Source organism: Anaerobacillus sp. QJM3NY_17, from assembly GCF_056173665.1.
In genome coordinates this window covers 1,575,787-1,598,976 of record NZ_CM149685.1, presented here as the reverse complement: position 1 = coordinate 1,598,976, position 23,190 = coordinate 1,575,787, and the positions used below count along the sequence as shown (strand labels likewise).

26 protein-coding genes, 1 pseudogene and 1 riboswitch are annotated in these 23,190 nt (G+C 39.8%); of the genes and pseudogenes, 11 read left to right on the top strand and 16 right to left on the bottom strand.

Features of this window, described 5'->3' with window-relative positions; genetic code table 11:
- The first annotated feature begins 131 nt into the window (after positions 1 to 131).
- Entirely contained in the window at positions 132 to 1,805 is a 1,674-nt protein-coding gene (locus AC0VYV_RS08565) for a LysM peptidoglycan-binding domain-containing protein (protein WP_475367171.1), read from the top strand.
- 94 nt (positions 1,806 to 1,899) lie between these two features.
- Here AC0VYV_RS08565 and AC0VYV_RS08560 read toward each other — a convergent pair whose 3' ends face one another.
- The 3 genes from AC0VYV_RS08560 to AC0VYV_RS08550 form a co-directional block, all read right to left on the bottom strand.
- Positions 1,900 to 2,220: a metal-sulfur cluster assembly factor gene (locus AC0VYV_RS08560; protein ID WP_194221171.1), complete on the bottom strand. Its 321-nt coding sequence runs from the start codon at positions 2,218 to 2,220 to the stop codon at positions 1,900 to 1,902.
- A gap of 81 nt (positions 2,221 to 2,301) precedes the next feature.
- The gene (locus AC0VYV_RS08555) at positions 2,302 to 3,069 is read right to left on the bottom strand and encodes a prolyl oligopeptidase family serine peptidase (RefSeq protein WP_475374746.1); all 768 of its coding nucleotides are present in this window, start codon (positions 3,067 to 3,069) and stop codon (positions 2,302 to 2,304) included.
- Positions 3,070 to 3,198: 129 nt separating this feature from the next.
- Positions 3,199 to 3,516 carry a hypothetical protein gene (locus tag AC0VYV_RS08550; RefSeq protein WP_475374745.1) on the bottom strand — a complete coding sequence of 106 codons (318 nt, stop codon included), beginning with the start codon at positions 3,514 to 3,516 and terminating at the stop codon, positions 3,199 to 3,201.
- Positions 3,517 to 3,698: 182 nt separating this feature from the next.
- Here AC0VYV_RS08550 and AC0VYV_RS08545 point away from each other — a divergent pair, with 182 nt between their 5' ends.
- The 3 genes from AC0VYV_RS08545 to AC0VYV_RS08535 all read left to right on the top strand — a co-directional run bounded on the left by AC0VYV_RS08545 (position 3,699) and on the right by AC0VYV_RS08535 (position 4,991).
- Positions 3,699 to 4,538: a Cof-type HAD-IIB family hydrolase gene (locus tag AC0VYV_RS08545; RefSeq protein ID WP_475367169.1), complete on the top strand. Its 840-nt coding sequence runs from the start codon at positions 3,699 to 3,701 to the stop codon at positions 4,536 to 4,538.
- A gap of 91 nt (positions 4,539 to 4,629) precedes the next feature.
- Positions 4,630 to 4,773, top strand: coding sequence for a hypothetical protein (locus tag AC0VYV_RS08540; RefSeq protein ID WP_194221167.1), 144 nt, complete (start codon positions 4,630 to 4,632; stop codon positions 4,771 to 4,773).
- A gap of 2 nt (positions 4,774 to 4,775) precedes the next feature.
- Entirely contained in the window at positions 4,776 to 4,991 is a 216-nt protein-coding gene (locus AC0VYV_RS08535) for a DUF3813 domain-containing protein (RefSeq protein ID WP_194221166.1), read from the top strand.
- A gap of 78 nt (positions 4,992 to 5,069) precedes the next feature.
- Here AC0VYV_RS08535 and AC0VYV_RS08530 read toward each other — a convergent pair whose 3' ends face one another.
- Positions 5,070 to 5,651: an SGNH/GDSL hydrolase family protein gene (locus AC0VYV_RS08530; RefSeq protein ID WP_194221165.1), complete on the bottom strand. Its 582-nt coding sequence runs from the start codon at positions 5,649 to 5,651 to the stop codon at positions 5,070 to 5,072.
- A 27-nt stretch (positions 5,652 to 5,678) separates the two neighbouring features.
- Positions 5,679 to 6,338 carry a Dph6-related ATP pyrophosphatase gene (locus AC0VYV_RS08525; RefSeq protein ID WP_475368851.1) on the bottom strand — a complete coding sequence of 220 codons (660 nt, stop codon included), beginning with the start codon at positions 6,336 to 6,338 and terminating at the stop codon, positions 5,679 to 5,681.
- A 150-nt stretch (positions 6,339 to 6,488) separates the two neighbouring features.
- Between AC0VYV_RS08525 and AC0VYV_RS08520 the strand changes: the two genes are divergently transcribed.
- Together AC0VYV_RS08520 and AC0VYV_RS08515 are read left to right on the top strand one after the other, a co-directional pair.
- Positions 6,489 to 6,947, top strand: a complete 459-nt coding sequence (locus AC0VYV_RS08520; protein ID WP_475368850.1) for an N-acetyltransferase family protein — start codon at positions 6,489 to 6,491, stop codon at positions 6,945 to 6,947.
- Between the two features lie 67 nt (positions 6,948 to 7,014).
- A complete protein-coding gene (locus tag AC0VYV_RS08515) occupies positions 7,015 to 7,275 on the top strand; it encodes a NifU N-terminal domain-containing protein (RefSeq protein ID WP_430246623.1) in 261 nt (86 codons plus the stop codon).
- A 386-nt stretch (positions 7,276 to 7,661) separates the two neighbouring features.
- Here AC0VYV_RS08515 and AC0VYV_RS08510 read toward each other — a convergent pair whose 3' ends face one another.
- Positions 7,662 to 8,510, bottom strand: coding sequence for a YitT family protein (locus AC0VYV_RS08510; RefSeq protein WP_194221161.1), 849 nt, complete (start codon positions 8,508 to 8,510; stop codon positions 7,662 to 7,664).
- Between the two features lie 281 nt (positions 8,511 to 8,791).
- On the opposite strand from AC0VYV_RS08510, the gene AC0VYV_RS08505 reads away from it, so the two are divergent.
- A complete protein-coding gene (locus AC0VYV_RS08505; RefSeq protein WP_430246622.1) occupies positions 8,792 to 9,646 on the top strand; it encodes a DegV family protein in 855 nt (284 codons plus the stop codon).
- A gap of 80 nt (positions 9,647 to 9,726) precedes the next feature.
- Positions 9,727 to 9,858, top strand: coding sequence for a DUF3941 domain-containing protein (locus tag AC0VYV_RS08500; protein WP_226612574.1), 132 nt, complete (start codon positions 9,727 to 9,729; stop codon positions 9,856 to 9,858).
- Between the two features lie 41 nt (positions 9,859 to 9,899).
- Here the strand turns inward: AC0VYV_RS08500 and AC0VYV_RS08495 are convergent, their stop codons facing one another.
- The 5 genes from AC0VYV_RS08495 to AC0VYV_RS08475 all read right to left on the bottom strand — a co-directional run bounded on the left by AC0VYV_RS08495 (position 9,900) and on the right by AC0VYV_RS08475 (position 14,876).
- Positions 9,900 to 10,694: an energy-coupling factor transporter transmembrane component T family protein gene (locus tag AC0VYV_RS08495; RefSeq protein WP_475373648.1), complete on the bottom strand. Its 795-nt coding sequence runs from the start codon at positions 10,692 to 10,694 to the stop codon at positions 9,900 to 9,902.
- A complete protein-coding gene (locus AC0VYV_RS08490) occupies positions 10,672 to 12,123 on the bottom strand; it encodes an ABC transporter ATP-binding protein (RefSeq protein WP_475373647.1) in 1,452 nt (483 codons plus the stop codon). Before AC0VYV_RS08490 ends, AC0VYV_RS08495 begins: the two co-directional genes overlap by 23 nt.
- An 11-nt stretch (positions 12,124 to 12,134) precedes the next feature.
- Positions 12,135 to 12,713, bottom strand: a complete 579-nt coding sequence (locus tag AC0VYV_RS08485; RefSeq protein ID WP_194221156.1) for an ECF transporter S component — start codon at positions 12,711 to 12,713, stop codon at positions 12,135 to 12,137.
- Positions 12,710 to 13,402, bottom strand: coding sequence for a thiaminase II (gene tenA, locus AC0VYV_RS08480; RefSeq protein WP_283152375.1), 693 nt, complete (start codon positions 13,400 to 13,402; stop codon positions 12,710 to 12,712). Before tenA ends, AC0VYV_RS08485 begins: the two co-directional genes overlap by 4 nt.
- Positions 13,403 to 13,570: 168 nt before the next feature.
- A riboswitch (TPP riboswitch) is annotated at positions 13,571 to 13,673 on the bottom strand.
- 39 nt (positions 13,674 to 13,712) lie between these two features.
- Positions 13,713 to 14,876, bottom strand: a complete 1,164-nt coding sequence (locus AC0VYV_RS08475; protein WP_430246617.1) for a histidine kinase N-terminal domain-containing protein — start codon at positions 14,874 to 14,876, stop codon at positions 13,713 to 13,715.
- Positions 14,877 to 15,019: 143 nt separating this feature from the next.
- On the opposite strand from AC0VYV_RS08475, the gene AC0VYV_RS08470 reads away from it, so the two are divergent.
- The 3 genes and pseudogenes from AC0VYV_RS08470 (at position 15,020) to AC0VYV_RS08460 (ending at position 17,471) form a co-directional block, all read left to right on the top strand.
- Entirely contained in the window at positions 15,020 to 15,889 is an 870-nt protein-coding gene (locus AC0VYV_RS08470) for an SDR family oxidoreductase (RefSeq protein WP_475374744.1), read from the top strand.
- A 163-nt stretch (positions 15,890 to 16,052) separates the two neighbouring features.
- A pseudogene (locus tag AC0VYV_RS08465) lies at positions 16,053 to 16,508 on the top strand (hypothetical protein); the annotation flags it as partial.
- A gap of 210 nt (positions 16,509 to 16,718) precedes the next feature.
- Positions 16,719 to 17,471, top strand: coding sequence for a DUF11 domain-containing protein (locus AC0VYV_RS08460; RefSeq protein WP_475374883.1), 753 nt, complete (start codon positions 16,719 to 16,721; stop codon positions 17,469 to 17,471).
- A gap of 154 nt (positions 17,472 to 17,625) precedes the next feature.
- Here the strand turns inward: AC0VYV_RS08460 and AC0VYV_RS08455 are convergent, their stop codons facing one another.
- The 5 genes from AC0VYV_RS08455 to AC0VYV_RS08435 form a co-directional block, all read right to left on the bottom strand.
- Positions 17,626 to 18,156 (bottom strand): BclA C-terminal domain-containing protein, encoded by a 531-nt coding sequence (locus AC0VYV_RS08455; protein WP_475373646.1) that lies wholly within the window; start codon positions 18,154 to 18,156, stop codon positions 17,626 to 17,628.
- 167 nt (positions 18,157 to 18,323) lie between these two features.
- Entirely contained in the window at positions 18,324 to 19,364 is a 1,041-nt protein-coding gene (locus AC0VYV_RS08450) for a LacI family DNA-binding transcriptional regulator (protein ID WP_475374743.1), read from the bottom strand.
- Positions 19,365 to 19,592: 228 nt separating this feature from the next.
- Complete coding sequence (locus AC0VYV_RS08445) at positions 19,593 to 20,435, bottom strand: sugar ABC transporter permease (RefSeq protein WP_226612558.1); 843 nt, start codon at positions 20,433 to 20,435, stop codon at positions 19,593 to 19,595.
- A gap of 1 nt (position 20,436) precedes the next feature.
- Positions 20,437 to 21,720: a carbohydrate ABC transporter permease gene (locus AC0VYV_RS08440; protein WP_194222272.1), complete on the bottom strand. Its 1,284-nt coding sequence runs from the start codon at positions 21,718 to 21,720 to the stop codon at positions 20,437 to 20,439.
- A 95-nt stretch (positions 21,721 to 21,815) separates the two neighbouring features.
- Positions 21,816 to 23,099, bottom strand: coding sequence for an extracellular solute-binding protein (locus AC0VYV_RS08435; RefSeq protein ID WP_475367158.1), 1,284 nt, complete (start codon positions 23,097 to 23,099; stop codon positions 21,816 to 21,818).
- Positions 23,100 to 23,190: the final 91 nt, after the last annotated feature.

The window sequence follows — 23,190 nt, the reverse complement described above, 5'->3', positions numbered from 1 at the left end:
CATCTCCATCTGTTATGATTTTCCTCTTCATTGTAACAAAGATCAAGACTCTAGAAGTAAAATTCGAATGAATAGACACTGCACTGAATAGATTGTTAGTGATGCATCTTATATGGAAAGGAGTGATGATCATGCCTCAAAATCAATATCGGGTAAAGCCAGGCGATACACTGCTTAGAATTGCGGATTCTCATAACCAATCTGTCAATGAACTCAAACAAATCAATCAGCTGAACTCAAATATTATCTATGTAGGTCAAATGCTACGGATTCCTTCTGCAACTGATTATCCATCTTACACAGTTCAACCCGGAGATACATTGTTAAGCATATCCGATCGCTTTCAAATTCCTGTTGAAGAAGTAAAAGAATTAAATCAACTGCCATCTAACCTCATCTACGTTGGTCAGCACCTTGATATTCCGGCAAACCGCTCAATGCGAATCAACTATACAGTAAAAGCTGGAGATAGCCTTTATCAAATTGCAGTGAACAACAATACAACACCGAAGAGTATCAAAGTATTAAACGACTTAACGACAGATGACCTTTCCATTGGCCAAACGCTTAAAATTCCAGTATATACAGAAGTTGTCGTAAAGGCAGATCGGGCGAATGTCAGAACTGGTCCTGGTAAAGGGTATAACATCATTGCTCAGATGAGAACGGGGGCTAAGCTCGCTGTCGAAGGCATTCAAGGTAACTGGTACAAAGTGCAGCTATATGATGGCACGAACGGATGGATCTCCGATAGTCTCGTTACCTTTAATGCATATGGTGATGAGTTGCCAGTATCAAGAATTATCGGATACTATACGCTTGAAGAAGGTCCATCCCTTCCTTCTTCGTATAAGTCGTTCGTGTCAAACCGTTCTGCCCTATCTCAACTTGCTTTATTTCTGTTTCGAATTAGCGAGTCAAATCCAACAACGATTGAGAAGTTTGGGAAGTTTAGCGATAGAGAGATCGAGAAACTCGTTCAACTGGCTCATGATCAAAACATCAAAATTATGCCGGTTGTTCATAATCTGCTATACAAAAAAGGCGATACCGAACCGAGTAAAAAGGTTGTTCAAACACTCGTTTCAAGTGAAGAAAATCGTCGCGGATTTGCTTTAAACTTAGTTAAATTAATTGAGAAGTATAATTTTGATGGAGTTGACATCGACATAGAGGATGTTTATATCGAAGATGCGGATAAACTGACGCTTCTCTATCAGACGATCGGGGAAGAGCTTCATAAGAAAGGATATTTCTTTTCAGCAAGCGTTCCATCGAGAGCATCAGATGAATTAGTGAATCCATTTTCAGACCCATTTAACTATGCTGAAATTGGTAAAGCTGTTGATCAATTTATCGTGATGCTCTATAACGAATTTGGCTGGCCTGGCAGTCCAGCTGGTCCTGCAGTAACGGCCGGGTGGATGAAAAAAGTAATGACTTATGCTAAAACGAGAATCCCCCCTGAGAAATTAGTATCCGCTATCTCTGTATTTGGGTTTGATTTCAATCTTGATACGGATAAAAGCACTTATGTCACTTATGACATGGCAATGAAATTGAAAAAGAAACACAATGCAGAAGTTCAATTTGACGAAGAGCGTCAAACGCCATTTTTCAGATATAAAGATGAAGAAGGAAATCAGCACGAAGTTTGGTTTGAAAATGAACAAAGCATTGAAGCAAAAATCCGCTTAGCTAATGAACTTGGTGTCCAGGGCGTAGCGCTATGGAGATTGGGTATGGAAGACCCTGCTATTTGGAATATGATTAATGACAAGATCATTGTGGAACGAACGGAATAGAAAACGTCATTCTCTCATCCTCGCTTACTTTAGCGATTACTCATACCCAAAATTAAAAAAAGGAAGAGGAGCCCCTCTTCCTTTCCTACTTTCATTATCTAATGCCTAACGCAATTTTTGCATAGCGTGACATGTTATCTTTTGACCATGGTGGGTTCCAAACGATGTTAACATCCGCATCGTTCACTTCTTCCACGTCAGATAGCGCGCGCTTTACATCGTTAACAATTGTACCAGCTAATGGGCAACCCATTGCTGTTAATGTCATAACGACTTGTGCAACACCTTCATCATTTAGATCGGCTTCGTATACGAGGCCAAGATTCACGATGTCTATCCCAAGCTCAGGGTCAATAACATTCTCAAGAGCTTCAAATAATTTATCTCTCATTTCTTGATCTGTTTGTTCAGACATAGCATTCTCTCCTTTCATACATGTACTTCCAACCTTCATTATAACAAATTGAGGTTTAACTTAAACCGAAAAGCCTTAATTCTATAAATGAGTTTTAAACCAATCCACTAAAGCAAGGACAGCTTCACGTGAAACTTTATGGCCAGAAGTCTCATCTTTAATAAACTTCAGGCGGTCTTCTGCCCCTTCATAGAGCGGTTTAATCTGGTTATAGAAATCGTAGGTAAGGGTATAAGGAACAACTTTATCGACTGTACTATGCCACATCATTAGTGGACGACCATCAAGTTTATCTTCTTGAAGAGAAAGATCATAGGACTGCAATCCTTCAATTTGTATTATCATCTCTTCTTCAGAGATAGGGAGACTAAACCCTTCTTCCTTTAAATAACGTATTTGTGCATTCGCTAATTTGAAATAAGAAGGTGAGCCCATTAAAGAGACGGCGGCTTTAATCCACGGATACTGTGTAAGGGCACCAAATGTAAGGATTCCGCCCATGGATGTACCAGACATACCGATTCGGTCTTCTTGAACGAGGTTCCGATCCACAAAATGCTGCCTTAGTTGATCAAGTTCGGTTAAGCTTTGTATCACAATTTCCCAAAACACATATTGCCTCTTTTTCCCTGATAGGTCGTCTTCACGTTCACCATGATGCACAGCATCAGGCAGAAGAACGCGATATCCTTCGCCTGCTAGAAGATAAGCGATGTGAAGATTATGTTCTTTTGCACTAGTAAATCCATGTTGGAACATAACTAATGGCAACTTATCTTCAGCAAGGTTAGCGTCCACTATGTGTAAGACAGGTATATTCTCTATGTATTCATTAACAATTGTTATCATCATCTTGCTCCTTTCCTTTAGCAACCATTATTCTCCTCTATCGTACCACTCATATAGTTGATTGAGAAATTTAAGAAGAGCCTAGGAAACATAAAAAACATGCAAGCAGTCGCTTGCATGTTCCGTTTGTTAATTTTTGATTTGCTGTTCGTGACTTTTTTCTACTGATTTCATATTTTCAAGCTTATTGTAGTATTGAGTTGGAAACTGTGATCCCTCATACACCATCTTGCTATCTCCACTGTCATCTGACTGATCCGGTGTTGTTGGATTACCCGCCTTCTCAATTGGTAAGGTATCGTTAAACTTCTTAGTCACTTGCTTACGAAAACCGTTAGCTTTTGATTTTAATTTCGTTCTCTTCTCTTCATCCTTAAGTAAATAGGATGAAATGCCGATTGTCCCTGCCGCAATACTTGATATTAGCAATGTCTGTTTCTTAGTCATAATCGACTGCCACCTCCAATGGAATGATAGTTAAAGTGTACCCTTCTTAACAATTCCTCAAACGGCTATCATATCCTTTTAACATTCTTGTCAAAATTTTAATATTCCTAAATAGACACATATATGGATGCCATGTACAATTAGTATGTAAACACCAAATGACACTTTTCAAAGGAGCTTCTATGACAACTAAACCGCATCTAATCGCAATTGATCTTGATGGCACGTTGTTAAACAGCGAAAAGAATATTTCTGAACGCACTAAATCCGTTATTGCCGAAGCTAGAAGACAGGGACACCATGTTGCCATCGCAACAGGAAGGCCTTATCGAGCAAGCGTGCGCTATTACAATGAATTGGCACTTGATTCTCCAATTGTTAATTTCAATGGAGCTTTTGTTCATCACCCTCTTGATCGCTCTTTCGGGACGTATCATTCACCAATGGAATTAAATACGGCTAGATCGATCGTCTCTTCTTGTAGTGAAATTAACGTAAAAAACATCATGGCCGAAGTGTTGGATGATGTTTATTTGCATCAGCATGATGAGCTGATTATGCAAAATATGATTATGAACGAATCCTCTATCTATACAGGTGAGATTCACAAAAACCTTAAAGATGATCCTACATCTCTTCTCATTCATCCACATGAACAGCAGCTCGCTGATCTTCGCTCAATGTTAAAAGAGCATCACGCAGAGATGATCGAGCATCGCGTTTGGGCTGCTCCTTTAAACATTATTGAGATTGTTCGAGCAGGATTAAACAAATCAGTAGGGCTTAAACGGTTAGCCGAGCATTTCAATGTCCCTCAAGAAAGAATTATTGCCTTCGGGGATGAAGATAACGATCTTGAAATGATCGAATATGCTGGAACTGGCGTGGCGATGGGCAATGCGATTACTGAATTAAAAAATATATCTAACGAAATCACGATGACTAATGAAGAAGATGGTGTTGCTTCCTTCCTTGAAGAAAGGCTAAACATTATCCTACCTGATAAAAGACAGCTATCCTAAGCTGTCTTTTTTTGTTTAATGAAATCAGGATGAAGATCGAATAATTACTGATCGATGAACTCATCCTATAAAAGAAAGGGAGGGATTAATCATGGCAAAGAATAGTAAAACAAAGAGAATGGTAAAAGAAGGTGCGGATCGAGTTGTCCAAAACATGGACCAACACGACCTGACAAGCTTAAGCAATGAACAACGTAAGAAACAACAACAAGAAAATTTGTCAGGTGGTGAATAACGATGGGTAATCGTCATTTTCAGCTTGCTCGAGAAGCCGTTGCAAAAGCGGAGCAAATGGCTGCAGGTCATCCAGAGTTGCAAAACCAAATCGATGTGGCCCAAAATAATCTTTCTGCAGCTTTTCACCAATCTACAAGCGCAGAAAAAGAACAGCTCACATCTTACCAGGCAGTTATACAAGAACTTAGCCATGAATCATCCAATAAACCCTTTTAGTTTCCACGAAGAAGAAACCCGTCATGTGCGACGGGTTTCTTCTTCGTGGAAATGCATTCATCTAACGTTATTATACATTTAAAAAAGTTTTATGACCGGTTTAAATTTTGTTCGCCTGCCAAGCGAATTCAGTACTTCTTTCGTTATCAGCTTATATCCTTTTGCATTTAGCTGGAGACCGTCTTTTTCATAAAGCATTTTACTTTTCTTATTTTCTCGAATCAATTGCCAGAGATCAATATGTCTTGTTCCAAGCTTATTTGCTAAATGTTTAATTCGATCAGCATAACCCTCTATTTTTTGATTCGTCATTGAGACATTTCCTTCATTCATCACTGGTGATGGTGAAATAAGAATAACCCGTTCTGAAGGGAGATTATTAACCATGTACTCAATATTTCTTTCAAACTCACTCAAATCTGAACTTTGTCCTAAACAAGCTTCTTGCGTTCCAAAGAAAATGGTTACATAATCCGGTTTGTAGCTGAGAACATCAGACTGAAAACGCGATACCCCTTCTCTAGAAGTTGGGGTTGAACCTGCATTAATCACGATCCATTCATCAAGAGCCCCTCTTATCCTTGATGTAAGACGTTCGTTCCCTTTATCATCTACTTCCCTCGCTGTCAGGCAGTCGCCAAAACAAACAAGTACAGGCATATCTTTCCTCCCCCTTTCGTTCCGTTGTTACCAGTTCTTCAAAATGGCTGTTCGAAAATTGCCTTGCTCTACTATCTCTTTAATTTCAACTATCACTTCTTTTTCAAAAATTGGGCCGTTCCATACAAACGTATGAAATTCTCCATTTTCACCGCACGGATCCACGTCATTTGGAAGGGATTGAAGAAAGTTATCATCAAATGGTTTCCCTACCCAATCAGGAGATATTTTTGACTGATCAACTGTTGTAATCACTGCTTTAAAACCTGTCGCGATGAATCTTTTTGCCGTATGTAGAGTGGAATGTTGCCACAATGGGTATATGCCCTTCAGTTTGCATTCCTGTAAAAGCGTTTCCCGATAATGACGAATATCATCTAGAAATAAATCAGCGAATACGACCCCTTCTATTTCTGCTTCTTTAAACACCTTATATTGATTGCTAACAAGCTTCTCGTATTGCTTATTCGTACAGTTATCTGGTAAATTGGTTATCGTTAGAGGCAGACCAATAGCAGCTACCTGCTTTTCAAGCAACGCTGTATGTACGCCATGAAAAGGAATGGCACCATTTGTTTCGTTGATGGTTGTCCATAATCCTTTCACTTGAAGATGTGATTGCTTTAAACAATCGAATAAAGCTATGGCGCTGTCCTTCCCAGAGCTCCATGAAAAAATTAAATTCAATGTATTAGCTCCTTTCTTACTCTATATAGACGAATAGAAAAGGCTGAATGTTTCAAATATCTTGAAATTAATTAAAAACTTTATTCAAACCTCCTTAAAAAGGGATTGAAGTGTTTGAAGTCGAAACAGTATGACGGAGGTGGAACGGTAATGAATGTGTATCAATTATCCAGCCAGACAGATGAAGACATGATTGAAAAGGTTTCAAAGTTATTAATGAAGCAAATTACTCGTTCTGAGCAAGATGGAAGCTACGATAAACTCGTTAAAGGAGTAAAGCTTGCTCTTGATGAACAGACAGCATCACGAATCGTTGTCGCAGAGTCTGATGACGAAGTCCTTGGGGTCGCGTTTTTTAATATCGGCGTCAGCCTCTCTAGTGGTGGTCCATATATTTGGTTAAATGAATTATTTGTTGATCCAGATGCACGAAATAGAGGTATTGGTAGGAAATTACTACTTCATGTGATTTATTGGGCTGAGAATGAAGGGATTAAGGGCATAGAACTTGAGACAGGAATTCATAACGCTGTTACAAAACACCTTTACAATTCTCTCGGTTTCCATGACATTATTTCAAAAAGATACGGGTTTACCTTCTCTTCTTAAAGGTTATTTGCTGCAAGAGTTGTTTCTGATACACTAAGAGATGGTAGAGAAAGGAGGCGTTTATAAAATGGAATTACGCGTAGATCGTACACCAAACCCAAATGCTATTAAAATCACGGCAGACCAACAGCTTTTCGAAGGAACTTCAAGCCATTCTTTCAAGAAGAATGACAATCCCGATCACCAAATGGCTGCTGCACTTCTAAAATTAGAAGGTGTTGATAATGTATTTGGATACCAGGATTTTATTACAATTAATAAGATGCCAGAGGCAGATTGGGATACATTACTTCCCGAAGTAAAAGAAACAATCTCTAATAACGCATAGAAAAAAGTTCCTCGGATATCCGAGGAACTTTTTTTCTTGCTGTTAAGTAGTAGGGAGATATTTCAATCATTTACTGGGGAACACAAAGGGCGTGTTCTAGTTCAAGAGCTCCAATATCTCCGTTTCTAAACGCTCGTCTCCGCTTTTCTTGTCTAGCTGCGCGGGCCAAATCCTTCGGCTGTTTCGCCCAATCGAATGAGACAAAGATCGTCTCAATCTCTTGGGCTCCAACATCCTGCGGATTTAGGCAGGCCCGCTCCGCTTTTCTTGTCTAGCTGCAGTGAGCAGGGACTCGATCGCTTCAGCCCTTCATCCGAACACAAAAACCGTGTTCAAATGAAGGGCCTCCAGCGCTTGTCGTCCCTAAACGCTCACTTCCGCTTTTCTTAACCATCCGTTCTAAAGAATCCGAAGATGCCTGTGGTGTTGACTATGTTGGTGAAGGCGGTTGGGTCGATGTCTTGGATGATGTGCTCGAGGTCGTATAGTTCATAGCGTGTGACGACGATCATGAGCATTTCTTTGTCTTCTCCTCTGTAGGCACCTTTTGCAGGGAGCTTTGTGATTCCTCTAACAAGTCGGTCATGAATAGCTTTTTGCATTTCATTTCCTTTGGAAGTTACGATCATTGCTGTTAGTTTTTCGTGACGTGTATGAATGACGTCGATTACTCGAGATGATACGTATAAGGTAACGAGCGTATAAAGAGCTTTTTCCCAGCCATAAAGCATCCCTGCAGTGAGGATAATCAACGCGTTCATGCTGAAGAAATACGTACCGATTGGACGGTCTTTCATGCGGGATAGAATCATGGCTACGATGTCCATTCCTCCGGTGGAAGCCCCCCATTTTAATGTAAAACCGATACCAATTGCTGCAATGACTCCGCCAAACACTGCATTTAGCAGGATATCTTCTGAAAGAGCCTGTACTGGAATGATTTCAAGGAAAAAGGTAGTAGCTCCAACACTGATAATACTATACAATGTAAAAGACTTACCCACTTTCTTCCATCCCAGTATAGCTACAGGGATATTTAGTAACATAAGTAAAATACCCGTTGAGATTGAAATTGGCGTATAATCACTTAGTACGCTAGAAATCAGCTGTGCGATACCAGTAAAACCACTAGCATATACATTGGCAGGGATAAGAAATAAGTTCAGAGAAACTGCACCAAGGATCGCACCTAAGAGAATCACAATAATTTTTTTTACTTCTTCCAATAAGAACACCTTCTTTTTTGAAACAGAGATTTAACTCGTTTGCAGAATATAAGTAGAGACTGATCCAATTGACAATATTCACTTTCAGGATCCGATCTTTATAAGTGACGATTAGGTAAAGCCACATCTACTAAGCCATGTATATCTAATCAAACTATCTAATCTACGTCAACTGTTTTCTATTCAACCCCATCAATAGGATTGATTTCCTCTTTGCTAATGGGATAAACTTGATTATAACAAACATTCATTTACATACCGACTTAAAAATGAAGAAGGGACGATCGTCCATGACAGTTAAAATCATTACAGATAGCGCCTCGGATTTGCCAGAGGATCTCGTACGAAAGCACGACATCGACATCATGCCACTAATGGTCATTATCGGAGATCAGGAGTATTATGATCGTGAAGAGATCCAAGCAAAAGAGTTATACAAGACCTTGCGAGAAGGTACAATGGCCAAAACGTCGCAAATTCCTCCAGCACGGATACGAGAGACATTTGCGAAATACGCTAAAATGGGTCAGCCTTTTATTTATATTGCGCTATCATCTGGTATTTCAGGTACATACCAATCAGCTGCCATCATTAAAAATGAAGTACAGGAAGAATACCCTGACGTACAAATGGAGGTCATTGATTCCAAAGCCGCTTCTCTCGGCTACGGACTCATGGCGATCCACGCTGCTGAGCTTGCTGAAAAAGGTGAAGGATTTGAGCGAATATTAGAAAGCTTAAACAGCAAGTACTTAACGCACATGGAACACATTTTCACAGTAGACGACCTGGAGTTCCTTCAGCGCGGCGGTCGCGTCAGCAAAGCCTCGGCCTTCTTTGGTGGAATGTTAAAAATCAAACCAGTGCTCCACGTTGAAGACGGGAAACTTGTTCCGATTGAAAAAATTCGTGGGAAAAACAAAGTCACAAAGCGTATGGTTGAGATCATGCAGGAACGCGGCGTTAATCTTCAGTCCCAATTAATCGGCATTTCACATGGAGATGACCTGGAAAGCGCTGAAAAATTAAAAAGTGCGATTCAAGAGACATATGGAAGTGAGCACTTTGTCATTCATGAAGTAGGCGCTACGATTGGGTCTCACTCAGGACCAGGAACACTTGCTTTGTTTTTCTTAAATAAATAACTTCCTTTTACATAGGATGTCGCGTAATCGCGTACTCTATTATTGTGCATGGAAATCCTGACACCAAGGGAGGACATAACGTGTCATCAACAAAAGATAATAATAAAAAAGCAGTTGATCATAATGCTAAACGAATGTTGAAAAACAAGTTAAAAGAAGAAAACCGTGAAGGCGGGAAACACCAGTATTCTAAGGATACTGACCACTTGTAGAAATCAAGCATTGAAAAGAAACCGGCTAAACAGCCGGTTTCTTAATTTCTAACATCTGTTATATTAAAGTAAGGAAATGTTGCGCCTACCCAAAATGCAACCGAAAAACCTACCATAATGTAGAGTATAAAATATGCATCAACTCTAGAGAAGGTCTGTTTATAATAATAAGTTCGTTCCTTATTATTAAACTGCTTCGCTTCCATGGCAACTGCAATGCGATGAGCTCTACGAATACTTTGAGAAAGCAATGGCACCGCATAAAGTGTCACAGACTGCATGATTCGAGCGAACCCTTTTTTCTTTTTTATACCTCTAATAAGTAATGCGGCTCTTAACTGTTGGAATTCCTCCATCATAACAGGAAGAATACGAACAGCCGCCATAAAGCTATAGGCAAACCGAGGCGGTACTTTAAGCTGTTGAACGAGGGAATAGAAGAGAAATACTGGCCTCGTTGTCAAAGCGAATAGAAGTCCGAGCAAGGCGAAATTTAAAGCTCGAAACCCGATGTGAAGACCTCGGAAGAAGCTCTCTTCTGTAATATGAACGATTCCCCACTTCCACCAAGTTGTTGTCCCTTGACCAAAGAACATCATACTAGAAGCACTAGAGAAAAATAATAACAAAAATGGAATCATTAAGATCGCTAGTATTTTCTTCTGATGTCCTGTTGCAAACAAGACAAGAATGAGCGGAACCACTGTTACATTGCTAATCAAATTTGGATTGTGAACGAACAAAAGAAGGATAAATAATGCTAAAATGAACACCAATTTTAAAGCAGGATTTAAACGATGAAGCCATGTTTCTTTATATTGTAGAGTCCACTGCATGATGCTCCCTCTCTTCCCTTCTCAGAAGATCTCGATCAGCGGTTAGCTTACCCTCTTCAATGATCCACTCTCTCGTCCCATAATTTTGAACAATCTTCTCATCATGCGTCACCATGATAATGAGCATTCCCTTTGACCTTAACTGTTCAAATAAAGCTAGCAACTTAAACGTATTACTTGCATCCTGACCAAATGTTGGTTCGTCTAACAAAAGGATCGGTTGAGTACCAAACATGGCCGTTCCTACGCTTAACCTTCTTTTTTGACCCGTAGAAAGCTGGTACGGATGAAGAGTTCGCACTTGCTTAAGATCATATGCTTCAAGCCACTGCCCTACTTTTTGATCTACTTCCGCGTCTTCCATCATTTCAAGGGAATAAGCAAGTTCATCATAGACAGAATTCGTGACAAATTGAAATTCTGGATTTTGAAAAACAAAAGCTAGCTGCTCACGGGAAGCTTTGATCGATTTTAATTCCTGATTCTTTACTCTCTTTTTCCCAGTCGTTTTCATCACGTTCATTAAACTTAAAAGAAAGGAGCTTTTACCTGCTCCATTCTTTCCGGTAACCACAATCCATTCTCCTTCATGAGCTGATCCATTATGCACTTCAATTTTTGGGATTTTGCCTCGATACCCTTTTAACTGTTTAATCTCAAGAATTTCTTCCCCTTTAACATACGGTGCAGGAAGTTTTTTTTCATTTGTATGTTCTTCCCATACGCCCGGATACCAGATCCCATATTCCTTCATCTTATGTTTATAAAAGGAGAAGACACTTTGTGGGTCAGCATCTGCAATAATCCTTCCCTCTGAATCAAAAAGGACGATGCGATCAACAAAATCAATTACTTCATCAATCTTATGCTCAACGATAATCATTGTTTGTGTAGCATTAAGTTGTTTAATTGTTTTCCATACGTCAGAGGTACCTGCAGGATCAAGTAACGCGGTCGGTTCATCCAAAAAGATTACATCTGGCTCAAGTGCAAGCATGGAGGCAATGGCTAGTCGCTGTTTCATCCCTTGTGAAAGTGAACTAATCTCAATATGCGGATCCTTAAAGGAAAGACCTACCTTTTCAAGATAATGACGAATTAACCCTTCCATTTCAGGTTGCGGGACAGCACGATTTTCCAATACGAATGCCATCTCTTCATCCACATATGGCATGCAAAACTGAGAATCAGGATCTTGAAATACAACGCCTGAAGATGCTGGTATACTTTTGGCGTCTGCCTTCATAGGCACTGGAACGGCATTTGGAATTAAACCAGATAATATCTGAAGAAGAGTTGATTTACCACAACCGCTCGGACCAAGAAATAAGACCTTTTCCCCTTCTGCAATCTCAAGAGATAACCGATTAAATAGCAGTGTGTCCGCTCCCGCATATTTTACACGAAGGTTTGATACACCTACTTTCATATAACCACTCCTTACTGATCTAACGCCTTATAATCCTCATCACTTGCTGGTCTAACTAAGCTAGTAACACCCGTTTTCTCTAGAGCCTCTACAAGGAAATAAGCAAGTAGTCCAGCTAATAGAAAACCACCTATTAACCTAGCACCAATGAGAAGAAGTAAATTCCATAGAGCAAGATCCATCACATACCCATAGGCAGCATCCATGACAATGGAACCTACTGCAGCAGCAATCCCTCCAAGCGCCGCAACAAATGCGGTGTATCGTTTATAGCCAAATAAGGCAAACATTAATTCCGTTCCTAATCCTTGAACAATTCCATATAGAAGAACAGATAATCCATATTCAGAACCAACAAGAAATTCACCAGAAGCTGCAGCCGTTTCTGCAAGTAGTGCCACACCGGGCTTACGAAGAAGAAGCACTGCTACTGTACCCGCAATAAACCACATCCCGTAAATCACATCACCAATATGGAGACCAAATGGTTTAAAGATGTTATAGACCGGTCCCCACAGTTTATAAATAATCCCAAAAACAAGGGCAATCACGATCGTAATCAAAATGTCCGAAAGCTTTAGTCGTTTCATACTCGCTCACCTTTTTGGAGGGAGACAGGCCACTCTTCTACTTGATAAGCCATTTCCCAGAAACCATATTCCAACTGACAGCTAAGAATGAAATAGTCCTTGATTCGCTTTAATTCTCTTTCAGGTGCCGTCTCAGCCCACTGATCGAGGATTTTTCTTAGTTGATCCGTCACTGGTTCCATTGACTTCTCTCCGTAAAACGTAATCCAATCATAAAAAGGATGATCTTCTTTAGGATTAACCTCTTCCATTAAACGCTGACCAATCTCCAGGTATGTCCATGGGCATGGCAGAAGGGCTGCAACGATTTCTCCGAGCGTACCTGAATGAGCAGCGTCAAGCATATGCCTCGTATAATGATGTGCCGTCGGGGCGAGGGGATAGCCTTGCAGCTCTTCATAAGTGACGCCTGCAGCTCGACACAAATTATTATGAGGATGAACCTCACTATGGAGTACAAATGATATTTGTTCAGTGAAAAGTGCCATCTCTTCTCGGTTTTCACATTTTGATAGCGCAATGCCATAGATTCGAACAAATGTATTCAAATATTCAAAGTCCTGCTTTACATAGTGAACAAGCTGTTCCTTCTCTAACTTTCCCTCCGCAATTCCTCTCACAAATGGATGGTTAAAAATCGCTTCAAAAATTGGTGCTGCTTCCTCTCTTAACTGTTCAGTAAATGACATAAAAAAACTCCTCTCCGCTTTTCATCCAACTGATGAAGAGGAAAGGAGCTTGAATGCCGTTGTTCCGTCATTTTTGGAGATTTAGAAATACTTGTAAGCATTCCTTACTTCTACACGTTTAGGAAATCAAAACGTATAAAAGCCGCTCCAAAAATGGAGCGGCTGCGGTGGCATCCGTCTCCACTTTCCTCCGCTGGCGCTAACCAGATCAGGTTCAAAGGGTCCAGGACATCCTGTCTCAGTCATATAAATGACTCCCCTAGTGGATATATAAAAAGCTTTTTTGAATGTTAGTTTGATAACTATTAAGCTACTCTTCTTTCACACCTTTGTCAACCATTACTGGAAGTTCAATTACAAAAGTTGTTTGTTCTGGATTTGATCGCACTGAAATCACACCTTCGTGCTTTTCAATAATTTGCTTGCAAACAGACAATCCAAGACCTGTTCCGAGTTTTTTTGTACTAATGAACGGTTGAAAGATACTTTCAACAAGATGCGATGAAATTTGCCGGCCATTATTGGAGATTTCAATCGTAATCCGTCCATGGTTTTCTTTTGCTCTCAGCTCAATTTTTCGATGATCGATTTTATTTTCATTTAACTCTTCAATCGAGTTAATCATAATATTAAGAATGACTTGTTTAATTTGTTCTTCTACACCGAACAGTGGAATGTCTGGAGTAATGGCTGTTTCCACTTCTATATTTGATTCTAGTAGTCTTGGATAAAGAATTTCAATGGTATATCTTAATAATCCACTTAAATTTAATGATAGAGGACGATCGTCGCTCCCACGCATTTTTGATAAGAAAAGAAATTGACTTACCTTCTCTTCTAGACTTTTCATTTCGCTATTGAGGATTTCGAAATAGTGTTTCTCGATCGAGTTATTAGCATCACTATCATCTTCTAATAATTTCAAAAATCCTTTAATGGAGGTAAGAGGATTGCGAAATTCATGAGCAAAGCTCGCACCTAGCTGACCAAGAATGGTTAAACGATCACTATGCATTTCCTGTATAAACTTATTTTTATCATGAATGATATTATCTTTCACCTTCGTGTATTCCGTTACTGAATGATACGAATAGGCATTAAAGTAATTATTAATGATTTGAAGACCTTTCGAAAGTTCGTCTCTATCAAATGATGATTCGTTTAAGACAGAGATCACAACCGATCTCCCAAAATTAATATTCGCAATAAACTCTCCAATATTAACATTTGCTTCAATTCGCTCATTGGCAATTTTCTTAGTTAATGTCATAATCCAACTTTCATCCTGAAGGCGAATATAACGAGAGATAAGTTCAACCGTTCGTTTCCCATTCTTAATGATTTCTTCATAATAAGGATCCTCTTGAGAAATTTTTGCGCCAAGCAGCCACTTTTCTACAATTTCGGGCTGACTTTGTTCCAAAAACGACGCAAACCGTTCTTCAAATTCAGATTCTCTTAAATCAAAATTCATACCTCTCGCCTCACAAACTACATTATAGGTTTGTTTCATTTTATCATGTAATGCAAATGTCATCATTATATTCTCAGACTTTAGGTTTAGAAATTCTCCCGATTGGCAATTCCTTACATATATAATTTGAAAGGAGTTATCCCATGCGACCAGATTTTAGACAGACGGATGGACAACCAGCACAACATCAAAATCATCAGCCAGGATCTCAGCAAGAAATGGATCCAAAGCCCATAATGGATGACCAAGATTATAAAGGATCAGGAAAATTAACGAATAAAGTCGCACTCATCACTGGAGGAGATAGTGGGATAGGCGAAGCCGTTGCGATTGCTTATGCAAAAGAAGGAGCAAAAATCGCCATTGTTTATCTTGACGAACATGAAGATGCGGAACATACGAAACAAAAAATCGAAGAGATCGGAAGCGAATGTTTATTGTTGCCGGGAGACATTGGGAGTAAAAGCTTTGCTTACGATGTGATTAAACAGGTGATTGATCATTTCGGACAGCTCGATATTTTAATTAATAATGCAGCAGAACAGCACCCCCAACAGGGAATAGAAGAAATTAGTGCAGAACAGCTCGAAAAAACATTCCGAACCAACGTTTTTGCCATGTTTCACCTAACGAAAGCCGCTCTTCCCCATCTTAAAAAAGGAAGTGCAATCATTAACACATCCTCTGTAACCGCATATGAAGGCAATGATCAGCTGATCGATTACTCTAGTACAAAAGGTGCAATCACAACGTTCACAAGGAGTCTCGCAAAGTCGCTCGTTGGAAAAGGTATTCGTGTCAACAGCGTTGCACCTGGTCCTATTTGGACACCGCTTATCCCTTCCACCTTCTCAGCAGAAAAAGTGAAAAACTTTGGAACGAATACACCAATGGGAAGACCGGGTCAGCCAGAAGAATTAGCTGCGGCGTACGTCCTTCTTGGTTCTGATGGATCTTCTTATATGACCGGTCAAACGATTCATATAAATGGTGGACAGTTTTTAACATCTTAAAACCTCCTTTGGGAGGTTTTTTTATATTATTCACTCTATAAAAAAATGATTTTTAAGATTCAATTGGACAAGAGTTTATACGTCTTTTTACTGTATTCATATAGTATAGTGAATACAATTTTAGACTATATTTGAACACGTATGTTCAATAGGGGTTGTCATTATGGCTTTTACCAATCGATACTCCACCCGAACGTGTGGAGCCATGACATTTACAGGAAATACTTTAGGATTAAGTCAGTTACTAAATGCTAACCAGGCTGGAACTCAAGGAAGTATCGGAGCATTTATTACAACCGATACATCACTTCAAGTGCCAACTTTTCCACCAGGAACCACTCTGGATTATACTTTAAATAACTCAGAGGCTAATCTAGTATTACCAGCTGGAAGCTCCGTTTTATATGCTGAATTAATCTGGGGAGGAAATTATCTTTCAGTAAACGAAGACATTACATCTGATATTGATAATTCTGTTACGTTCACGAACCCAAGCGGGACTGATTTCACAATTAGTCCCGACCCAACTACTAGTAATGAGCCAACATTTACCATCGGAGGAAATACTCGAGGATTTTACATGCGCTCCAATGATGTTACATCAATCGTTCAAGCAGCTGGCGCTGGTACATACACCGTAGGCGGGGTACCAGGACTAGTCGATCCTCTTCAAGCTTCCACAGCTGATACGAACCATGCAGGATGGACACTCGCCGTTGTTTATGCGAATAGTACATTACCAAACCGATCTTTGAATTTATTTGTCGGTGCGGATGGGATTGTTATTAACCCTTTAAATCCTGCAATTGATATCGGGATTTCAGGGTTTATGACGCCTCCCTCAGGTACTGTAGATGCCCGTTTACTCATCTCAGCTCAAGAAGGGGACGCAAATATAGGAGGAGATCAAGCTCTTTTTGGGCCTGATGCAGGTACATTAACCCTTCTCTCAGGACCAAATAACCCAGTAGGAAACTTTTTTGGCTCTCAAATTAATGATGATTCGGGAAATCTTGATACGAGTGGTACATTTGGTAACCGGAACCAGGATCCTTTTACATTAACGAATATTGTTGCTGGAAGACAGGGATGGGATATTACAAACGTCAGTGGGTCTGGCCTATTACCGAACAACCAATCCACGGCTGTTTTCCGCTTCACGTCATCAGGTGATGCTTATATGCCAAATGCACTAGGCGTTCAAATTGATGAGGGGGATGCCATTTTAGATATCGTGAAAACCGTTGATAAGCCATTTTCCACCTATCGTGACGTGCTTTCGTATACGATCACCATTACAAATAATGGCGTTGTTCCCGCTATTAACGTAATCTTTACTGATTACCTTCCAGCTTGCACCCAATTTATTGAGAACAGTTTGTATATTGATGGTGTGCAATATCCGGGTAGTAATCCCCAATATGGTATTGACCTCGATGATATTGATGTTGGTGATACCGTTACAATTTTCTTCCAGATTGTTGTGAAACGGTGTAACTGTTTTGTTCTTAATGTAGCCGAAGTCGAGTTTAGCTGTGGGAAAATCGCTACTAGTAACCAGGCCATATCTACTGTATGTTAATTTAATCCTATATTAAAAAGGATCCCGTGCTAATCACGCGATCCTTTTTCTATTAGCTATTGACCGCCTTTGGGCTAATTTATGATCTGTGATGACCAATTGCATTGAGCCAAAAATAATATGATCTAGCAAGTTTCTTATTAAATATAGTCGATTATTCTACTCTCATAATTGTTAGAGAAGCCCCTACGCCAGAATCTAGTATAATTAAGGTAGCCACTCCAAATAGTTGCAGTGAAATAACATCTCCAGCTAATAAAGAAACTATGGCTTCTGCGCTAAATTTAGTAGATGCTACCGTCGGAGAAATAACAGTTTGTGGTAACTCCACTCCATTTACGACTATTCTAGAATTAATGATAGAAGCAGCTTCTGGATTAATATGATACGAAAGACGATATCTTCCATCTTCTTGGACTGTAAAGAAAGTATTAGTGCCATCGACAGTTATCGTTAGTGGCAAACTTTGTGAATCCGGCAAACTTAAATCCGTCCCTAAAATATCGGTATTTATATTAGCATTCGAAGTATTAGCGGCAAATCCGGACGTTGAAGTCACTGACGGTCCCTCTGGTCCTACTGGGCCTTCTGGACCTTCTGGACCTGGAGGCCCTGGAATTCCCTGTGCTCCTTGTCTAGGAAATGCACCTCCTGCATAACTTCCACCACATCCTGAACATCCCATATTCTCACCCCATTTAAATAAATTCACTTACTAATAGTAAACGTTGGAGTAATGTAAATTGGAACGGCAAGTGACTGCTTGTTCAAAGTTTTATTTTTTCATTACTTAAATTCAACCTTTTAACACCCTTCTCAAAAAATCTCCAAAATAAATAGCCACCTTCGTGGCTATTTCATACTCTCATTCTGGTTAATTGTCCTAACTGTCCAGCGCTCCACAACCTGGTGTGGTACACAAACACGTTTGTTTCCTGACTCAGGATCACTAATTTTCTCTAGCAAACAGTTCACAGCCTGATAACCTAGTTGAAAAATATTAATATCAACAGAAGTAAGCGGCGGACTAGCATATTCAGCGAGCATCACATTATTGAAACTAATGACGGAAACATCTTCAGGAACAGAAAGACCCATCTCATCTAGCTTGCTCATGATACCAAGGGCCATAAGATCATCTGCAACAACAAGCGCGGTTGGAGGATTTTCTAACGAAAATAATGCCATTACCGCTTCCTGTCCGCCTTCTTTTAGAAACTCCACATGAACAACATAATCGTCTTGGAGTGGGATTTCCGCTTCCTGTAGGGCTTTTTCATAACCGTGTAACCGCTCCACGGTTACGACTAGATCTAAATTCCCTCCAACAAATGCGATCCGTTCATGACCTTTGCCGATAAAATGCTCGGTTACATCTTTTGCCGCGCTATAGTTATCATTATCGACATGAGTGATTGAATCTGGATTCACTAGCGGCTTCCCAATAACGGTAAACGGAAAATTTTGTTCCTGTAAAAACGTCATGATTTTATCGTCGATTCTTGAATAAAGCATTACTATACCGTCCACTCTACGCCCGTGAACCATCCCCATTACGCCTTCTAGCATTTCTTCTTCTGTTGCCCCAGTGGACATATATAAGGTATATTCTTTTTCATGAGCCTTCGTACTAATCCCCCGAAGAACCTCTGGAAAGAATGGGTTCTGTAATACTTTATCTGCTGAACTAGGCATGACAAGGCCAATCGTTTGTGTACTCCGGTTCGCTAGACTTCTTGCATTATAGTTAGGATGGTAGCCAAGCTCTTCCATCGCCTCTCTTACACGACGTTTCGTTTGCTCACTAATTCGTGGATTATTTGCGATCACACGTGATACCGTCGATGGCGCAACATTGGCAAGCTTCGCTACATCTTTAATCGTTACTGCCATTGGGATTTCCTCCTATACAAAGCTTTCGCTTGTTCATTTCATATGATAAGTAATTGATCTATCTTAACTATCTAATGATTCATTTTAAACGATTTCTATTGAAAATGACATCTACTATAGAGAAACAATCCTACCTATTAAAGTTCTCTAAACGAAGAATTAGGATAAAAAAAGAGAAAGAAGCTGCAAGAGTAGCTCTCCTCTTCCTCTTCTTTCTCACGTCTTGCTCTATCCTTTCGTTCCACCAGCAGTAAGTCCAGATATAAAGTAACGTTGCAGCGATAAGAATAAAATTGAAATTGGGATCGCAATCAATACTGATCCTGCAGCGAACGTTGTAAACTCATTACCGAACTGATCAGAAATCATTTTGTAAAGACCAACCGCTAACGTATATTTATCCTCACTACGAAGAATAACTTGAGCAAGAATAAAATCCGTAAACGGTGTAATGAAACTAAATAATGCTACAACAGCAAGAATCGGTTTTGCAAGTGGTAATATGATTTGCCAGAAGATACGAAAGTGACCCGCTCCATCGATTCGAGCTGACTCATCAAGCTCTTTTGGAATTGTATCAAAGTATCCTTTAGCAAGCCAGGTATTCATTGGCAGTAAACCACCTGTATAAACGAGAATCAGCGCAAAGTGCGTATCTAACAAACCCGTTGTATAAGCTAATACATAGATCGCAATAAGTGCGGCAAAGTTCGGGATCATTTGAAGAATTAAGAAAGTCATTAATCCATTTTTACGACCGACGAAACGGTAGCGTGAGAAGGCATAAGCCATACAGGAGATCATCGCTACGGCTAGAATCATTGTGATGATACAAATCTTCAATGTGTTCCAATACCAAAGCAAGTAATCACTTTCAGCCGTATTAAATAACGATTTGTAATGCTCCAATGTTGCATCCTTCGGGATAATGGATGATCCAGATAGACTGTCACCGGGATTAAAGGAAGACCCCACAATCCATAGAACTGGATACAAGATGATGACACAAGCAATAGCGATGGCAATGTAGGACAGTGTTAAACGTAAGGTATTCTGCATTTTTGGACTCATATTACATCATATCCTCTTCTTGGAATGATTTCGTTCTTCTAAACTGCCATAGTGCTACACCTATAACAATGGCTGATAGAATCATGGTAATAGCAGCAGCTTTGCCATATTGCGCAGACGTAAACGTGAGCTTATAGATCCACGAAATCAAAATGTCAGTAGAGCCTGCTGTTTGACCTGATACGGCAGGACCACCACCGTTAAACAGGTAAATAACGTTAAAGTTATTAAAGTTAAATGTATATTGTGTGATTAAAATTGGCGCGATTGCAAAAAGAACCATTGGAAGCGTGATTCCTCTAAACTTCTGCCAGATATTCGCACCATCTACTGTGGCAGCTTCATATAATTCATCTGGAATCGATTGAAGCACACCCGTTACCATAGCGAAAATAAACGGGAATCCAAGCCAGAACTGTATAAGAATTAAAGCAACTTTTGTCCAAAATGGCTCTGTAAGCCATGGTATCGCATCGATACCGAACGCTGCTAAGATGTCGTTATTTATCGCACCAAACGTCTCATTAAACATCCCCGCAAACACAAGGATTGATACGAAAGCTGGTACGGCCCAAGGCAAGATAAAGATTGTTCTAAAGATGCCTTTAAATTTAAGGTCTTTCTGGTTCATCAAAACGGCTAGAAAAATACCAATGGCAATTTGTCCTGTTGTTGCAACAAATGTCCATACGATTGTCCATGAGAATACATCAATGAAAGTATCGCGCCAGATGTCTAGCTTAAATATATCAATATAGTTTTGAATCCCAATCCAATCTACTAAGTTAGCTGGTGGAGAATGGTAGAGATCGTAGTTTGTAAACGAAAGTAAAATAACAAACAATATCGGGAAAATAACAACAAAGATTAATAAGAAAAATCCTGGTGATAGCATTAAGTAAGGAAACCCTTGTTCAGAAACATTACGGTATTGCTCTCTAACAGAATTTAAGGGAATGCCTAGATCACGATTTCTTCCATTCAAATATGCATCCCTTAGGTTTAAGAAATAAATAACCAATCCAATCAGGATAACAAGGACAGCGATAATTCCCTGTGTTAACAAGAAGATGGAGTGATCTCGTGGTAGCTTTTCCCCCAGGGTAACGATCCCCCATAATCCAATGTTGATTAAGTCAGCAAAAGCAACGGCAAATGAAACCGTTAAGATGAAGAACATAAGTCCTTTGAGGATCTGCTTGTTATAAAACTGACCGAATCCAGGTATTAGTGATAAAGCAAGTGCTGTTTTTCGATGCTTTGTTTGACGCTCAGTTGCCTCCATCGTGATGGCAATCCCCTTTCTTCTCCCCACTTTTCTAGCTTTAAAGTGAGAAGCAGTACCCCGTTTCCGGAGTACCGCTTTAAATTTTCAAAACTTTAGTTGCTGTGATTCTGCTCGATTTGAGACTTAATTGTTTTCGTAGCCTCATCAAGGGCCGCTTTTGGTTCTTGCTTATCTGTTGCTACTAATTGTAGAGCAGACGCTGCTGGCTCCCATACTTCAGCCATTTCTGGAATGTTAGGCATTGGAACGCCATATTGAGATTGAAGTGCTACGGCACTTGCACCTTCATTATCAGCAATAACTGGATCTTCAATTAGTGATTTAACAGGAGGAATTTCTGCTGTTTTTTCGTAACGAATCTTTGCATTCTCCTCATTTGTTAACCATTCAACGAGCTTCGTAGCCCATTCTTTGTTCTCAGAGAAATTACTTACGTGCCAGCCTTTAACACCGATAAATGTTTTGAAATTCTCTCCGTTTGGAAGTGTAGGCATTGGCGAAACACCAATGTCAATTCCAGCATCTTTATAACCCTGGAAAGACCATGGTCCGTTCATAACGGAAGCTGCTTTCCCTTCATTAAATAGACCATCCATTGTAGATCCACCGTTTTCACCAATTAGGCCTTTAGGGAAAAGATCTTCCTGATACCATTTCTGAATATATTCCGTTCCTTCAATAGCACCATCATTATTAAGACCGATGTCATCTGGGTTTAATCCCTCATCAGTGCGATCAAACACGTAGCCGCCATATCCTGAAAGGACAGCGTTTGCAAAATAGAAGTTATCCCATAGCGCAAGGAAGCCATACTGCTTGTCTTTCGTGAAGTCTTTTGCGAAATCATAGACTTCATCCATTGATTCCGGAGCTTTTTCCATTAGATCTTTGTTGTAAATGAAGACTGGTGTTTCCGTTGCTTTTGGTAGTCCATAAAGGTTACCGTCAAAGTTTTCAGCTTGAATAGAAGATTCTGTAAATGTATCAATCACAGACTGTTCAACTTCGATTGGGGAAATAAGTCCTTCAACCGCTGCTTGTCCAATTTGATCATGTGGAAGTGTAATAACGTCAGGACCAGTACCTGCTGGACCATCAAGACGAATTTGCTCTCTAATTTCGTCAGCCATACCTAGTTCTTTAAATTCAACTTTAATGCCGTACTCTTCCTCGAAGCTAGCAATAGCCGGTTCAAGTGCAATCCCTTTATCTGTATCTTCCCAAACAACTAGCTTCTCAGGTTTATTTGCATCTTCTCCCTCAGAATCACTGCCTCCGTTGTTACTAGAAGCGTTTTCATTGTTTTGCGGTCCGCATGCTGCAAGAACGCCGATTGCAAGAACTAGTGTAAGAAACAAAGCGAAAAAGCGTTTCATGTGTTAACCCCCTCTTAATTTTACGATAGGAGTACAAGCGCTTTCATACAACTCAGTGAAAACGATTGCACTGTCTTTCTATAACTTATTA

What these genes read in the sequence shown, in the direction of transcription:
- AC0VYV_RS08565 (WP_475367171.1), top strand. Translation starts at nt 132, where the DNA reads ATGCCTCAAAATCAATATCGGGTAAAGCCAGGCGATACACTGCTTAGA.
- AC0VYV_RS08560 (WP_194221171.1), bottom strand. Translation starts at nt 2,220, where the DNA reads ATGTCTGAACAAACAGATCAAGAAATGAGAGATAAATTATTTGAAGCT.
- AC0VYV_RS08555 (WP_475374746.1), bottom strand. Translation starts at nt 3,069, where the DNA reads ATGATAACAATTGTTAATGAATACATAGAGAATATACCTGTCTTACAC.
- AC0VYV_RS08550 (WP_475374745.1), bottom strand. Translation starts at nt 3,516, where the DNA reads ATGACTAAGAAACAGACATTGCTAATATCAAGTATTGCGGCAGGGACA.
- AC0VYV_RS08545 (WP_475367169.1), top strand. Translation starts at nt 3,699, where the DNA reads ATGACAACTAAACCGCATCTAATCGCAATTGATCTTGATGGCACGTTG.
- AC0VYV_RS08540 (WP_194221167.1), top strand. Translation starts at nt 4,630, where the DNA reads ATGGCAAAGAATAGTAAAACAAAGAGAATGGTAAAAGAAGGTGCGGAT.
- AC0VYV_RS08535 (WP_194221166.1), top strand. Translation starts at nt 4,776, where the DNA reads ATGGGTAATCGTCATTTTCAGCTTGCTCGAGAAGCCGTTGCAAAAGCG.
- AC0VYV_RS08530 (WP_194221165.1), bottom strand. Translation starts at nt 5,651, where the DNA reads ATGCCTGTACTTGTTTGTTTTGGCGACTGCCTGACAGCGAGGGAAGTA.
- AC0VYV_RS08520 (WP_475368850.1), top strand. Translation starts at nt 6,489, where the DNA reads ATGAATGTGTATCAATTATCCAGCCAGACAGATGAAGACATGATTGAA.
- AC0VYV_RS08515 (WP_430246623.1), top strand. Translation starts at nt 7,015, where the DNA reads ATGGAATTACGCGTAGATCGTACACCAAACCCAAATGCTATTAAAATC.
- AC0VYV_RS08505 (WP_430246622.1), top strand. Translation starts at nt 8,792, where the DNA reads ATGACAGTTAAAATCATTACAGATAGCGCCTCGGATTTGCCAGAGGAT.
- AC0VYV_RS08495 (WP_475373648.1), bottom strand. Translation starts at nt 10,694, where the DNA reads ATGCAGTGGACTCTACAATATAAAGAAACATGGCTTCATCGTTTAAAT.
- AC0VYV_RS08490 (WP_475373647.1), bottom strand. Translation starts at nt 12,123, where the DNA reads ATGAAAGTAGGTGTATCAAACCTTCGTGTAAAATATGCGGGAGCGGAC.
- AC0VYV_RS08485 (WP_194221156.1), bottom strand. Translation starts at nt 12,713, where the DNA reads ATGAAACGACTAAAGCTTTCGGACATTTTGATTACGATCGTGATTGCC.
- tenA (WP_283152375.1), bottom strand. Translation starts at nt 13,402, where the DNA reads ATGTCATTTACTGAACAGTTAAGAGAGGAAGCAGCACCAATTTTTGAA.
- AC0VYV_RS08475 (WP_430246617.1), bottom strand. Translation starts at nt 14,876, where the DNA reads ATGAATTTTGATTTAAGAGAATCTGAATTTGAAGAACGGTTTGCGTCG.
- AC0VYV_RS08470 (WP_475374744.1), top strand. Translation starts at nt 15,020, where the DNA reads ATGCGACCAGATTTTAGACAGACGGATGGACAACCAGCACAACATCAA.
- AC0VYV_RS08460 (WP_475374883.1), top strand. Translation starts at nt 16,719, where the DNA reads ATGACGCCTCCCTCAGGTACTGTAGATGCCCGTTTACTCATCTCAGCT.
- AC0VYV_RS08455 (WP_475373646.1), bottom strand. Translation starts at nt 18,156, where the DNA reads ATGGGATGTTCAGGATGTGGTGGAAGTTATGCAGGAGGTGCATTTCCT.
- AC0VYV_RS08450 (WP_475374743.1), bottom strand. Translation starts at nt 19,364, where the DNA reads ATGGCAGTAACGATTAAAGATGTAGCGAAGCTTGCCAATGTTGCGCCA.
- AC0VYV_RS08445 (WP_226612558.1), bottom strand. Translation starts at nt 20,435, where the DNA reads ATGAGTCCAAAAATGCAGAATACCTTACGTTTAACACTGTCCTACATT.
- AC0VYV_RS08440 (WP_194222272.1), bottom strand. Translation starts at nt 21,720, where the DNA reads ATGGAGGCAACTGAGCGTCAAACAAAGCATCGAAAAACAGCACTTGCT.
- AC0VYV_RS08435 (WP_475367158.1), bottom strand. Translation starts at nt 23,099, where the DNA reads ATGAAACGCTTTTTCGCTTTGTTTCTTACACTAGTTCTTGCAATCGGC.